The sequence below is a fragment of the Mesorhizobium sp. M7A.F.Ca.MR.176.00.0.0 genome, from assembly GCF_004023165.1.
Taxonomy (GTDB): domain Bacteria; phylum Pseudomonadota; class Alphaproteobacteria; order Rhizobiales; family Rhizobiaceae; genus Mesorhizobium.
Genome location: NZ_RZTC01000032.1, coordinates 1 through 13,759, shown reverse-complemented (window position 1 = coordinate 13,759; position 13,759 = coordinate 1). Strand labels below are relative to the sequence as shown.

General features: G+C 63.0%; 13 protein-coding genes and 1 riboswitch. Of the genes, 6 read left to right on the top strand and 7 right to left on the bottom strand.

The window, feature by feature from the left end:
• Positions 1-528, top strand: a 528-nt coding sequence (locus EOB59_RS13235) for a molybdopterin-binding protein (RefSeq protein ID WP_245486617.1), incomplete at its 5' end; no start/stop codon positions are given.
• Positions 529-568: 40 nt separating this feature from the next.
• Here the strand turns inward: EOB59_RS13235 and EOB59_RS13230 are convergent.
• Positions 569-1,363, bottom strand: a complete 795-nt coding sequence (locus tag EOB59_RS13230; RefSeq protein ID WP_128288520.1) for an aspartate/glutamate racemase family protein — start codon at positions 1,361-1,363, stop codon at positions 569-571.
• A 67-nt stretch (positions 1,364-1,430) separates the two neighbouring features.
• On the opposite strand from EOB59_RS13230, the gene EOB59_RS13225 reads away from it, so the two are divergent.
• Positions 1,431-2,711, top strand: a complete 1,281-nt coding sequence (locus EOB59_RS13225; RefSeq protein WP_128288519.1) for a D-amino acid dehydrogenase — start codon at positions 1,431-1,433, stop codon at positions 2,709-2,711.
• 52 nt (positions 2,712-2,763) lie between these two features.
• Positions 2,764-3,447 (top strand): GntR family transcriptional regulator, encoded by a 684-nt coding sequence (locus EOB59_RS13220; RefSeq protein ID WP_245486616.1) that lies wholly within the window; start codon positions 2,764-2,766, stop codon positions 3,445-3,447.
• A 56-nt stretch (positions 3,448-3,503) separates the two neighbouring features.
• Here the strand turns inward: EOB59_RS13220 and EOB59_RS13215 are convergent, their stop codons facing one another.
• Positions 3,504-4,505, bottom strand: coding sequence for a hypothetical protein (locus EOB59_RS13215; protein ID WP_127397834.1), 1,002 nt, complete (start codon positions 4,503-4,505; stop codon positions 3,504-3,506).
• Between the two features lie 243 nt (positions 4,506-4,748).
• A riboswitch (glycine riboswitch) is annotated at positions 4,749-4,835 on the top strand.
• A 149-nt stretch (positions 4,836-4,984) separates the two neighbouring features.
• Here EOB59_RS13215 and gcvT point away from each other — a divergent pair.
• Genes gcvT through gcvP form a run of 3 tightly spaced genes read left to right on the top strand, consistent with a single transcriptional unit; the run spans position 4,985 to position 9,287 of the window.
• A complete protein-coding gene (gene gcvT, locus EOB59_RS13210; RefSeq protein ID WP_128288517.1) occupies positions 4,985-6,085 on the top strand; it encodes a glycine cleavage system aminomethyltransferase GcvT in 1,101 nt (366 codons plus the stop codon).
• 5 nt (positions 6,086-6,090) lie between these two features.
• Entirely contained in the window at positions 6,091-6,459 is a 369-nt protein-coding gene (gene gcvH, locus EOB59_RS13205) for a glycine cleavage system protein GcvH (RefSeq protein WP_128288516.1), read from the top strand.
• A gap of 17 nt (positions 6,460-6,476) precedes the next feature.
• Positions 6,477-9,287 (top strand): aminomethyl-transferring glycine dehydrogenase, encoded by a 2,811-nt coding sequence (gene gcvP, locus EOB59_RS13200; protein ID WP_128288515.1) that lies wholly within the window; start codon positions 6,477-6,479, stop codon positions 9,285-9,287.
• On the opposite strand, the gene EOB59_RS13195 is transcribed toward gcvP, so the two are convergent.
• The 5 genes from EOB59_RS13195 to EOB59_RS13175 form a co-directional block, all read right to left on the bottom strand.
• The gene (locus EOB59_RS13195) at positions 9,288-10,463 is read right to left on the bottom strand and encodes a GGDEF domain-containing protein (protein WP_128288514.1); all 1,176 of its coding nucleotides are present in this window, start codon (positions 10,461-10,463) and stop codon (positions 9,288-9,290) included.
• Positions 10,464-10,623: 160 nt separating this feature from the next.
• Complete coding sequence (locus EOB59_RS13190) at positions 10,624-11,094, bottom strand: hypothetical protein (protein ID WP_127320645.1); 471 nt, start codon at positions 11,092-11,094, stop codon at positions 10,624-10,626.
• A 184-nt stretch (positions 11,095-11,278) separates the two neighbouring features.
• Complete coding sequence (locus EOB59_RS13185; RefSeq protein ID WP_128288513.1) at positions 11,279-12,100, bottom strand: hypothetical protein; 822 nt, start codon at positions 12,098-12,100, stop codon at positions 11,279-11,281.
• A gap of 134 nt (positions 12,101-12,234) precedes the next feature.
• A complete protein-coding gene (locus tag EOB59_RS13180) occupies positions 12,235-13,197 on the bottom strand; it encodes a type II secretion system F family protein (protein WP_127270729.1) in 963 nt (320 codons plus the stop codon).
• Position 13,198: 1 nt separating this feature from the next.
• Positions 13,199-13,759 (bottom strand): type II secretion system F family protein (locus EOB59_RS13175; RefSeq protein WP_164895640.1); only part of this gene is annotated, 561 nt, incomplete at its 5' end.

Below are 13,759 nucleotides of genomic sequence, written 5' to 3'. Positions count from 1 at the left end.
GTCTACAAGGGCTTGCTCGCCAACAACTTTGCCGACTGGCGACTGGAGGTTTCAGGCCTTGTCGAGAAGCCGCTGTCGCTCAGCCGCGAGCAACTCCAGAATATGCCGAGCCGCACCCAGATCACCCGCCATGACTGCGTCGAAGGCTGGAGCTGCATCGCCAAATGGACCGGCACGCCGCTGTCGCTGGTGCTGGACCAGGCGATGGTCAAACCGCAGGCGCGTTACGTCATGTTCCATTGCCTCGACACGATCGACCGCAGCCTGTCGGGCGACATCAAATATTACGGCAGCATCGACCTGGTCGATGCCCGCCACCCACAGACGATTCTCGCCTATGGCCTGAACGGCAAGCCGCTGCCGGTCGAGAACGGCGCTCCGCTGCGGGTTCGCGTCGAGCGCCAACTCGGCTACAAGATGCCGAAATATCTCTACAAGATCGAGTTGGTCGATGGCTTCGCCACTGTCGGCGGCGGTCGCGGCGGCTATTGGGAAGACAATGGTTATGACTGGTACGGCGGAATCTGAATCGCACACCGCAAACGCTGCGGCCCCAAAGATGGCCAACCTATAGCGAGCGGCGAAACAGTTCGCCCTTTCCGGCAATCTGCTCGCGAATGCCGCCAAGCCGCAGCATATGCCAAGCAAGTGCATGGTTGCTCGAGGTTACCGGTTTCCCCAGTTCCTTCTCGACGTCCTCGATGATGCGGGCAACGCGCATGCTGGTGCAGGAAACGAACACCGCCTCACAGTCGCTCGACGCACCGATTTCCAAGATGGCCTGCTTGACCGATGCCGGCGTGATGCGCGCAACGACATTGTCATCCGCCTCGTTGAAGGAGCCCATGACCGGAATGTCCATCCCCCGCGCCATCAGCGATGCACGTAGCGAATGATTGATTTTCGCCAGATATGGGGTGAGCAGCGCGATCCGCGAGACGCCCAGGGCCTTCAGCGCCGCCCTTGCCGCCGTCACCGGGTTGGTCACTTGCACGCCCGGCAGCACCTCATGAACGCGTTCGGCGACCTTGTGCTCGCCGATAACCAGCGCTCCCGAGGTGCAGGCAAAACCGATCACATCGAACTTGACGTCCGGCAAGAGCCCGACAGTTTCCGGGATGACGGCCGACATCTTCATCAGGTTTTCCGGCGTGATCTCGACATCGCTGTAGAGCCGCGCCTCGTACAGCGCGATGTCGCGCGCGGGCAGCGCATAGCGGAATTCATCCTCGATGGTCTGGTCGGTTCGAAGGACGAGCAGGCCGAGATTGGCGCGGGTGCCGATGCCGTCGTCGGTCTTGAAGGGAATGTGTTCCTTGTCGACGACAAGCGCATCGTCGGCGCGGCTAAGCGGGGCGTCCATGGCGCAGTCCCTTCCTGATGCCAATCAGAATTGTCGACAATAGAAACGACAACCATTCGGGTCCGCGATGCGCATATTGATCTTGGGCGGCGGCGTTGTCGGGATCACCACTGCCTATCAGTTGCAGAAGGACGGCCACACGGTCACCGTTCTCGAGCAGGCATCACAGGTGGCCGAAGGGGCAAGCTGGGCAAATGCCGGCATGATCGCGCCCGGCCATTCCTTCGTCTGGTCATCGCCGGCCGCGCCAAAAATCCTGCTGAAGTCACTGTTCCAGAAAGACCAGGCGCTTCGTTTCAAGCTCTCCGCCGACCCGCATCTCTACAGCTGGTCGCTGCGCTTCCTCATGCAATGCACGGCCGCCAAAGCGCGTCGCAACACCCTTCTCAAACATCGGCTTGCGGTCCATTCCCAATCGGTCCTGCAGGCGGTCGTCAGGGAGGAAGCGATCCAGTACGACAGGACATCGGCCGGCATTCTTTACTTCCACCGCAACCGCCAGGCGCTCGACAAGGGCATCGCCAACATGCGCCTGCTGGAGGCCGACGGCCAGGAGATCCGTATCGTCGACGCGCAGGAAATCGTTGACTGCGAGCCGGCGCTGGCTTCGTCGCGCGACATCATCGCCGGCGGCGTATTGTGTCCGACCGACGAAACCGGCGACGCCGCCAAGTTCACGCGCGCGCTGGCGGCCATCGTCGAAAATAGGGGCGGCAAGATCCTGACAGGGACCAGGATCGTGGGGATCGAACGCAGAAAGGAAACGATCACCAAGATCGTCACCGACAAGGGAGAGTTTCTGGCCGACAGCTACGTTCTGTGTCTCGGCGCCGAGAGCCCCGTCCTCGCCCGCAAGATCGGCCTTGGTCTGCCGATCTATCCGGTCAAGGGATATTCCATGACCATTCCCATCGTCGATCAGGCGCTGGCTCCAAAACTCCCTGTCATCGATGAGCACAATCTCGTCGCCATCACGCCGATGGGCGATCGCATCCGCGTGACCGCCACCGCGGAATTCGCGGGCTATGATCGCAGCCACAAGCCTTCGGATTTCGCCTTCATGAAGCGCGTCACGCAGGACCTGTTCCCGCGCGGCATCGCCTATGATCGCGCCGAGATGCGGGCCTGCCTGAGGCCCATGACGCCCGACAACCTGCCGATCCTCGGCCGGCGCGACATTCGAAACCTGTGGCTGAACACCGGGCACGGCCATATCGGCTGGACGATGGCGCATGGATCGGCCCGTATCGTCGCCGATCTGATCGCCGGCCGGGCAGCGCCGATCACCCTCGACGGCATCCTTCCCACACAGGCGCGGTTCGCCGAACCAAGCGCCGCAAAGGCTTGACGACGCCATGCTCCGACCCGCCAGGCAAAGCAACCGGGACAACAGCGCAGCGTTGGCATCCAAGCCGATCAAGACCGGCCCGCGTGTCTATGAAGAAATCCGTCGCATGGCGATGGATTATCGCTTCAAGCCGAACGAGCGCATCAACGAAGTGGTGCTTGCCGCCAGGCTGAATGTCAGCCGCAGCCCAGTCCGGGAAGCGCTCCAGCGGCTGGTCACGGAGGAACTCATCACTTTCCAGACCAATCGCGGCTTCTTTTGCCGGGGCTTCGATGTCGACGAGATCGTCAATCTTTCCGACGTGCGAGCGGTGCTCGAGGAGCGCTCCGTCAGGCTGGCGATCCAGCGCGCGACTGATGAGGAACTCGCCGCGCTCGTCGACTGGTGGGCGCTCACCATGGCGCGCGCCGACTCGTTTTCCAGCACTGAGCTGACCGCCAGGGACGAGGAGTTTCACAACCGCATCGCCAGGCTGTCGGGCAATCCCGAACTGGCGCGCATACTCGAAGGCATCAACACGCGCATCCAATTCGTTCGCAAGATCGAAGTGGAGAAGCACCGGCGATTGTCGACGACCTACACCGAACACAGCGAAATCGCCCGGGCCATGGTAGCCCGCGATGCCGACAGGGCCGCAAGGCTCATGCACGACCACATCGCCATCAGCGTCGCCGATGCCATGTCGACCGTCAGGGAAGGCTTGGCAAGGATATACATCGACGTCGACCAGATCTAATCGGGCAACCAGCTTTGACCGAGGCAACCCCCTACCGCTCAGGCAACCCCTACCGCTCAGGCAACCTTGTCGAGCAGCGGCCTCAGCGCCGGATGGATTTCCGGTGAGGCGTGCTTGATCAGGGTCAACAGCGCGCGTTCGTTCTCATAAAGAGGCCTGTCGACGCCGATATGTTCGATCAGCCAGCCGGCTTCGCCGGCATCGACCGTCTCGGCGCGGCGGGCCAGAGCCTCGGCCGCCCTGTTCTTGGCTTCCCACTCGGCCTCGATGTCGCCTGGCGACCGATAGGCTTCCATGATGCCGGCAAGGCCGCCGGAGATCATGCGGCTGAAGAAGCCGCCGATTTCCGGATCGGCATGTTCGAGGAAGGCATCACGGCGCAGCGCCACATCGCGCGTCGGTGCTTCGTAGCCGGCCGAGCACATGACGAAATTGGCGATCGCCTTGACGAACAGCTCGTTCCAGGACGGATCATTGTGCCCTTGGGCAGTGCACTCGTTGATCTTGAACAGCACCTCGGCCTCGGCGCGCGTGATGGCGATGTTGCCGTCGCCGCCATGGGCATGGAGGATCCGGCGCAGCAACTCGACCTCCGCCTGTGCGATGAGGCCGGGAGCCAGCGTGCCGCCGAGCATCAGCGGCCCCTTGCCGTCAATGACGGCATGCGCCACCTGCTCCAGCGCATACACACAAAGCTGGCTCGGCGACGATTTCGCCTGTTCCAGCACATGCACCAGCAATTCGAGCTCGGTCCGGCTGTCGACCATGCCATCGCGCGAGATCGTGCGGATCAGCCAGTCGGCATTGTCTTGCGAGATATAGCCCGACGGCTTTTCCTGGTGGACGATATAGTCGGTGACCGCCTCGACGAAGAAGGGCGGCCATTCCTGGCATTTGTCCTTCGCCGTTGCATCGAGCGCAAACAGCGCCTCGGCCTCGCCGCGCGTCACGACGCCATCGCCGAACACTTCATGGCGCAACATCGCCACGTCCTCCGCGGCGATGCGGATTTTCGAGGTCAGCCCGGCCACCGGCGCGCTCATGATCAATTCGCCCATTTGTCGTCCCCGTCCGCCGTCGCCAAGCGCCGGCCCCAAGCGTCATACAAGCCAACATATCAGCAGTGTCTTGAAAAACCGGCAAACGGCGTGGTTAGCGAAGACTTGTCGGCCAACGCATGTCGCCCAAAACGTGCCGCGGTTTTGAAGAATGGCATGCACGCGCTTTAGATGTCGCTGACAGGTGACAAGCCGTCGCGCGCGAGCTATGGATGGCGCGTCGAGGACTCAGGGTCTGAGTCCTACCTGTTTGCGGGAGAGAACAGCGAGAGCTGTCGCCGAAGGGGAAATCGCCCGAAATCTCTCAGGCAAAAGAACCGTAGACGGGAAAGACACTCTGGAAAGTCGGGGCTTGCCCCCGCGCCGAAGGTGTAAGCGCCGCTGACAGAGTTCCGGCTGCGCGAGTCTCTCAGGCTTCAGACAGAGGGGCACGGACTGGTCGCCATTCGCGACCGATTGCGTGCGACTCTGGAGACGACATGACGGGCGACGATACGAGACACCTACCCCTCGAAGACATCCATGTAACCGCCGGTGCGCGCTTTGGCGCTTTTGCCGGCTGGTCGATGCCGCTGACCTATCCGGCGGGCGTCATGAAGGAACATCTTCACACCCGCGAACAGGCCGGCCTGTTCGACATCTCGCATATGAAGCTGTTCGAAGTCAGCGGGCCGGAGGCGGTTGCGCTGCTCAACCGCGCTTGCCCCTTGGATGCAGGCGCACTCCAAATCTCACAGTCCAAACTGTCCTTTTTCCTCAATGAGGCAGGCGGCATCCTGGACGACCTCATCGTCACCAGACTTGGCGATAGCAGGTTCATGGTAGTCGCCAACGCAGGCAACGCCGTCGCCGATGAAAAGCATTTGCGTGCACTTGCCGCGGATTTCGACGCCAGGGTCGAGCCGCTCGACCGCGTCTTCCTGGCCATCCAGGGTCCTGAAGCCTGGGCCGCCCTTTCCCGCGCCGGCATCGAGACCGGCTCGCTGCTTTTCATGCATGGTGTCGAACCGCGCAAAAACTGGTTCATGAGCCGGTCGGGCTATACCGGCGAGGACGGTTTCGAGATCGGCCTGCCGGAAGCCGATGCACGCGGCCTCGTCGCCAAGCTGCTCGGCGACGACCGCGTGCTGTGGATCGGCCTGGCCGCCCGCGACAGCCTGCGGCTGGAGGCAGGACTGTGCCTGCATGGCCAGGACATCACGCCGGAGACCGATCCGGCCAGCGCCGCCTTGATGTGGGCAATTCCAAAGGACATCCGCGCTTCCGGCGCTTTCATCGGCGCCGATGCGCTCCGCGCCGCCGTGGAACGAGGACCCGCGCAAAAGCGGGTCGGGCTTAAGCCGGAAGGTCGCCAGCCGGTGCGTGGCGGTGCCGCGCTTTTTGACGCCGACGGCAATCCGGCCGGCCAGGTCACATCGGGCGGCTTCGGCCCCTCGGCCGGCCATCCGGTCGCCATGGGCTATGTCTCGACACCTCTGGCAAAGCCCGGAACGCGGGTCTTCGCCGATGTGCGCGGGACGAAAATCCCAGTCGATATCAGTTCCCTGCCCTTCACACCCCATCGCTACCGCAAAGGATGATCTCAATGGCAACGACCTATTTCACATCGGATCACGAGTGGCTCCGCGTCGAGGGCGGCGTCGCCACGGTCGGCATCACTGATTACGCGCAGGAGCAGCTCGGCGACCTCGTCTTCGTCGAACTGCCGGAGACCGGAAAAAAATTGACCAAGGGCGACACCGCCGTCGTGGTCGAATCCGTCAAGGCGGCATCCGATGTCTATGCACCGGTCGACGGCGAGATCACAGAGGCCAACGGCACGCTGTCGTCGGATCCGTCACTGGTCAACTCGGCCGCAACAGGGGCCGGCTGGCTGTGGAAGATGAAGCTTGCCGACGAAAGTCAGCTCTCTGGCCTCATGGATGAGGCCGCCTACAAAGCCCATATCGGTTGATATCAGGACTTATTGACATGACCGCAGCACCCTACCCCTTCTCGGCCCGCCATATCGGTCCCGGCCTCAACGACACCAGGGCGATGCTGGCCGCCATCGGCGTGCCCTCGATCGAGACACTGATCAGCCAGTCCGTACCGAAGTCGATCCGGCTTGATCGGCCGCTTGCCTTGCCGGCACCGGCGAGCGAGGCGGAAGCGCTGGCTGAGTTGTCGGCTGTCATGTCCGGGAATACGGTGCTGAAGAGCTTCATCGGCGCCGGTTATCACGGTGTCCATGTGCCGCCGGTTATCCAGCGAAATCTGTTCGAGAATCCTGCGTGGTACACGGCCTACACGCCCTATCAGGCAGAGATCAGCCAGGGCCGGCTCGAAATGCTGTTCAACTTCCAGACCCTGGTCACCGAACTGACCGGCCTGCCGGTGGCCTCGGCCTCGCTGCTGGATGAGGCAACCGCCGTGGCCGAAGCGGTCGGCATTGCGCTGCGCCATCACCGCGACAAGCGCACCAAGGTCGCGCTTGCCGGCACGCCGCATCCGCAGACGCTGGACGTGGTGCGCACCCGCGCCGAGCCGCTCGGCATCGAGATCGATGGCGAGACGATCGACGACAACACCGCCGCCCTGCTCGTCTCCTGGCCGGATACGTTTGGCGTCTATGGCGACCACAAGGCGGCGATCGATAAGGCGCGCGCGACCGGGGCTATCGTCGTCTTCATCGCCGACCCGCTCGGCCTGACGCTGACCGACGCGCCGGCCAAGCTTGGCGCCGACATTGCCGTCGGCCCGATGCAGCGCTTTGGCGTGCCGATGGGCTTTGGCGGCCCGCACGCGGCCTATTGCGCCGTCTCCGACAGGCTGACGCGGCTGATGCCTGGCCGCCTGGTCGGCCAGTCCACCGACAGCAAGGGCCGGCCCGGATACCGGCTTGCCTTGCAGACGCGTGAACAGCATATCCGCCGCGACAAGGCGACCTCTAACATCTGCACCGCGCAGGCGTTGCTTGCCAACATGGCGACTGCCTATGCCATCTGGCACGGCCCCGCCGGGCTGCAGGCGATTGCCGGGCGCATCCACACGCTGGCCAATCGTCTTGCCTCCGGGCTCAAAGCAGCAGGTATCTCCGTGCTCGGTTCAAGCCGCTTCGACACGGTAACGGCCGAGGTGAAGGGCAAGGCAGCTTCGATCGCCACTGCGGCTGAAAAGGGTGGCAGATTGCTGCGTGCCGTCGATACCGACCATATCGGCATTGCCTTCGACGAAACTTCGACCGAGGCCGATCTCGACGCAATAGCGGCCCTGTTCGGCGCCAAGGCTGGTGCCTCCGCCGACAGCACGGTGCCCGGCAAGCCGCGCGGCAAGGAATTCCTGACCCAGCCTGTTTTCCACGAAAACAAGTCGGAAACCGAGATGATGCGCTTCCTGCGCCGGCTGGCCGACAAGGACCTGGCGCTCGACCGCGCCATGATCCCGCTGGGGTCCTGCACCATGAAGCTCAACGCCGCCGCCGAGATGATGCCGGTGAGTTGGCCGAGCATTGCCAATCTGCACCCTTTCGCCCCGGCCGCGCACTCGACAGGCTACCGTGCCATGATCGGCGAGCTGGAGGGCTGGCTGTCGGAGATCACCGGATTCGACGCCGTCACATTGCAGCCCAATGCCGGCAGCCAGGGCGAATATGCCGGACTGCTCGCCATCCGCGGCTATCACCGCTCACGCGGCGACAACCACCGCACCGTCTGCCTGATCCCCTCCTCGGCACATGGCACCAATCCCGCGAGCGCGGCGATGGCCGGCATGAACGTCGTCGTCGTGCGCTGCACCGAAGACGGCAACATCGACATGGATGACATGAAGGCCAAGGCGACGGAGCATGCGCAAGATCTCGCGGCGCTGATGTTCACCTATCCCTCGACGCATGGCGTGTTCGAGGAAGGCGCACGCGATCTCTGCGCGCTGATCCATGAGCATGGCGGCCAGGTCTATTTCGATGGCGCCAACCTCAACGCACTGGTCGGGCTCGCCCGTCCCGGCGACATCGGCGCCGATGTCTGCCACATGAACCTGCACAAGACCTTCTGCATACCGCATGGCGGCGGCGGACCCGGCATCGGGCCGATCGGCGTCAAGGCGCATTTGAAGCCGTATTTGCCCGGCCATGTCACCGAAGGCTCGGCGCACGCCGTCTCCGCCGCCCCCTTCGGCAGCGCCTCGATCCTGCCGATCACCTGGATGTATATCCGCATGATGGGCGCCTCGGGCCTCAAGCAGGCGACCGAAACGGCCATCCTGTCCGCCAACTACATCGCAACGCGGCTCGGTACGCATTTCCCGGTGCTCTACAAGGGCAGGCAGGGACGCGTCGCGCATGAATGCATCCTCGACACCCGTGTGCTCAAGGACAGTGCAGGCATCAGTGTCGACGATGTCGCCAAGCGCTTGATCGATTATGGTTTTCACGCGCCGACCATGTCCTTCCCGGTCGCCGGCACGCTGATGGTGGAGCCGACCGAGTCCGAGCCCAAGCGGGAACTCGACCGCTTCTGCGAGGCCATGATCGCCATATCGGCAGAGGCAGCAAAAGTCGCCAGGGGCGAATGGCCTTTGGCCGACAATCCGCTGGTCAACGCGCCGCACACCGCCGCCGAGGCGCTGGCGGGCCAGTGGAACCATCCCTACTCGCGCCTGGAAGCGGCCTATCCGGCCGGCGACGCCGACACGGCAGCCAAGTACTGGCCCCCGGTGTCACGCATCGACAATGTCGCCGGCGACCGCAACCTGGTCTGCTCGTGCCCGCCGCTGTCGGATTATCTGGGTGCCGCGGAGTAATTACGCTGAGCGCAAGGCCGGCTTGATCGGCTCGGCCTTGCCCATCCTCTTGCGGCTGATGACGCAATTTCGTCCGGCGCGTTTGGCGGCATAGAGCGCCGCGTCCGCCTCGGCGAGCACGTTGTCCAGCCTGCTGCCGCTTGCCTCGCCAAAGCCGATGCCGCCGCTGACCGTGCTGCGCAACTTGCCGAGCTGGGTGGGGACGATTTCGGTGCCGAACGCCACGCCTATCTTGCTGGCGAGATCGTAAGCCTTTTCATCCGTCATCCGCGACATGACGATTGCGAACTCCTCGCCGCCAAGGCGAAAAGCGTCGACGCCGGGCCGGGCATATTTCTTGATGACGGCGGCAAAACGGCACAAGACCTGATCCCCTACCGGGTGACCGTAGACATCGTTCGTCCGCTTGAAATGGTCTAGGTCGAACATGACGATGGACATGAACGGACCGAAACTCCGTTCGCCGTAGAGCGACGTCAATGCCCGGCGGTTCAGCAATCCTGTCAGCGGATCGGTCATGGTCTCGGCCTTGAGTTCGATCTGCGCCTGCAGATGATGGAGGGAGAGCGTCAACGCTCCGAGGCCGGTCATGCAGGCGACCGCCACTACGGAATTCAATCGTTCGGCCCAGTTGTCGGGCGCAACCCCGAGCGTCCATTGCCCCTTGGTCAGCAGAACCACGCCGCAAAGCGCAAAAGACATCGCGCAGGTGCCGCTCAGAAACGAAACCACCAGAAGGATGCGGCGATCGTGACTGCCGTTGATCCAGAACATGGCGCCGATCGCCGACAGCAGCGCCGTCACCGTGGTGTAGGTGACTATGAAGCCAATGCCGTCAAAGCCCATAAAGGTCACGACGGCACAAATGGCCATGGCGGCAAGCGCAGGTGCAACGGCACGTCCGTAGCCGGGCATCCCCAGAAATTGCATGGCCGACAAGCAGATGATCAGGAACCCCAGGCTGAGCAGCGCAAGCACAATCTGACAAAGCAGTGGATCGGGATCCTTTGTGTACCGCCAGAACAGGATCACATGCGCGACGAGCACCAGAATTCCGCACGCAACCGTCAGCACGAAACCTGCCTTGGGCGCGGTGAACCAGATCGCAAACATGGTGACGCTAAGGCATATGCCCGACAGCGCGGCTGCGAGCAGGAGCGAACTGAAGTCCAGCATATCGGGCAAGGGCCTCTTGAGCGTCGGCGGTTGCGCTGCATTCTAGGTCAGCGGCAGCCCTCAGATACGGGTTTTCAGGCGATCCATCGATGCAACCTGCGGATAGGGTTTACAAAGCGTCGATGGCACGTGTCCCGAAACCGGACCCATGGATGCGAGATCAACCCTTGTTCAAGAGAGCGAGGTTGGCGTTGACGACTGTTGGATCGGCCATGCCGGCCTTCGCTTCGAGCAGCAACGCCTTGGCCTTCTTGCGATTGCCGCGCAGCAGTTGCGAATAGCCCATATTGTTGACGATCTGCGGCTTGCGGCCGGCGACCTTCAAAAGCTGGCCGTAGGCTCGGTCGGCGAAGTCGAAGCGGCCGAGTTCATCATAGGAAGCGGCGAGCCCCATCCAGGCCTCCGCATTGTCGGCTTTCAACTCGACGGCCTTGCGGAAGTGCTTTTCGGCGAGGCCGTAATTGGCGTCGCGAAACTGCGCCTTGCCTTGCGCCAGATCGGAGGTTTCGGTGTCTTTTGCCGCCGGTTGGATGGCGGTGGTCTTGGTGGTGTCGACGCCACTCGTCGTACAGCCAGACATCATCAAGACGGCCGCCATTGCGGCCATTGCCGTGAAATTACTGTGACGCATGCCCCTGCCTCATCGCCCGATTTGCCGGGTCGTTCTCAGGAAACACAATATATCAGCGGCGATTAAACTTCGGTGCCGAAACGCCGCCAAAATTCGGCTTCGGGCACACCAGCCATTAACCACCAGGCACCAGACGAAGACCTATTCCTAAGAGAATCCCGGCAGCAAGGAAGCGAGCGGCCTTTCATGGCCCCATGACCTTGAGTACTTCGGGAACCGGATAGCGGTTGCCGTCATAGCGCAGCCGGTAGGTCCGTTTCACCGGCTTGCCGGGATGGGACTGGCACTCGCCATCCTTGTCGGGAGACGGGTCATCGGTTTGCGTCCGCTCGAGCGCGACCATGTCGTGATAGCCGTGATGGCTCGTCGGGCTCATTGCCAGGCTGACCTCGGTCGAATGAAAGGATCCCGCGCAATTGGTGTCGCCCTCGCCGCCATTGCCGGCCACGACAAGGCCATCGAGTACCAGGCGCAGGGCATCGTCGGCGAGAACATAAAGCCGCAGGTCGGTTTCGCTGAAGGGATTGGCCTGCGAATGGTTCGCGATTTCGATGCGCAGGCCGAAGGCCATCACCCCGGGCGCCAGCCTGTAGCGGCCGGTATCGAACTCGATCTTGCGGATGGCGATGGCATCATCGGCGATCAGCCCCGGCTGGAGCAGGCGCTGGCGCACCTGCAGGCTGTTCCTGTCGACGACCAGAAGCTCGATATCGCCGACATGGCCGTCGTCGCTGGATTGGGCGCTGTCGATCAGCGGCACGGCTACCAACAGCAGGTCGTCATGGGCAGGCCAGATCTTGCAGCTCAACCCAAACGGCGTGTCGCCATCCGTCAGGGCGATGCTGAAATGGGGTTCGAGCGTGAATGAGGTGCCGTCGGCGCGCTTTCGAGCTTTGGGGTAGGCCTGCTGCACCAGGGCGGCGGCATCGCCGCAATCGTCGGCCACGGCGCAAGCGGGCGACAGGCTGGCTGCGGCAAGGCCGAGGAAGAGAGTGCGCAACAGCATGGACTTTTCACCTGCAAGGCCGAGTACGGTCATAACAATGGTTTGTCAGTCCCCTTGCTAGGACTTTTGTGGGGCGCTCGCCAGAGCCGGACGATTTCAGCTCGAATCGAAGCCTCACACCTTTCGGCATCATGCTATTGCGCCGTCATTTTGACGATGACTGGAATGGCCGCGATCATCAGCACCACCGGCAGGATGCATACCACCACCGGCACCGACATCTTGGCCGGCAGAGCGTGCGCCTTTTCCTCGGCCAACGACATACGCTTATGGCGCATGTCGTCGGAAAAAACGCGCAGCGCCCCCGACAGGCTGGTGCCGAGTTCCTTGGACTGCTGCAGCAGCGTGGCGAAGGAACGCACCTCGTCCAGGCTGAGGCGGTCGGCGAGCGCCTTCAGCGCATCGTCGAGGCTGCGCCCTGCCCTCAGCTCCAACGACACCAGCTGCAGGTTCTGGCTGAGCGCGGGATAGGTCTTGGCGAGTTCCTTGGAGACGCGCTCTATGCCCGCCTCCATGCTCATGCCGGCATCCGAGCAGACAATCATCAGGTCCATGAAATCGGGAAAGCCGTTGCGGTACTCACGCCTGCGTTCCCGCACTTTCTGGCTCAACACCAGGCCGGGCAGGAAATAGCCGGCCGCTCCCGACAGGATGACGAATGTCCAGCGACTGGCCATCGTCGCGTCCGGGCTGGCCATCCACCGGTTGAGCACAAACACACCGATTGCCGTGCCGATCATCGCGCTGAACCGGATCAGGAAGAACGTGCCGACAGCGCGCGGCTCCATGTAGCCCGCCTGGATGAGCTTCATGCGCAGCCGGGCGACATTTTCCGGATCGCTCCTGGCGTAGAATTCCTGCGCCCGCTTCACCGCCTTCTCGCGCACGACGCCGGTATTCTTCTTCTGCACCGGCTCTGGTTTGGCGGCCACGGGGCCGTTGTCGACCCTGAGCCGGCGCATGACCTCGTTGCGGTCGCCCTTCGCCATGACAACAGGCCAGGCAACAGCGGCAGCACCCGCCGCCAGCAGCAGGATGGCCACCGGCATCAATGAGGTCGGCGCAAGCGAGGCGAGGAATTCGATGAAGCCCTGCATGTCAGAACTTGAAATTCGACATCTTGAACATGATCAGATTGCCCAGCATCAGCCAGGTGATCGAGCCGCCGAGCAGGTACCAGGTTTTCGCCTCGCCCCAGACGTCGCGGTAGAAGCCCGGCATCAGCGCCATAATGGCGGTGAACAGCAACGCCGGCACCGCTGTCAGGATGTAGGCCGACATCCGACCTTCTGTCGCAATGGCGCGCACCTTGCGGCGCAGCTTGCCGCGCTCGCGGATCGTCGTCGCCAGGCCGTCGAGGATCTCGCGCAGATTGCCGCCCGAACTGGTCTGGATCGAGACGGCGGTGACGAACAGCGGCAGATCCTCCTGGCCGACCCGGTCGAACAGCGAGTTCAACGCCGAAACCAGATCGGAGCCATAGGTCACCTCGTCGGCGATGACGCCGAACTCGGTGCCGATCGGGTCGGGCATCTCGCGCGCCACCATGGCGATCGCCACCGGCACCGGGTGGCCGGCCTTCAGGCCACGCGTGATCAGTTCCAGCGCCTCCGGCAATTGCATGCCGAACCGCTTTACCCGGCGCTTGCGCTTGAAGCG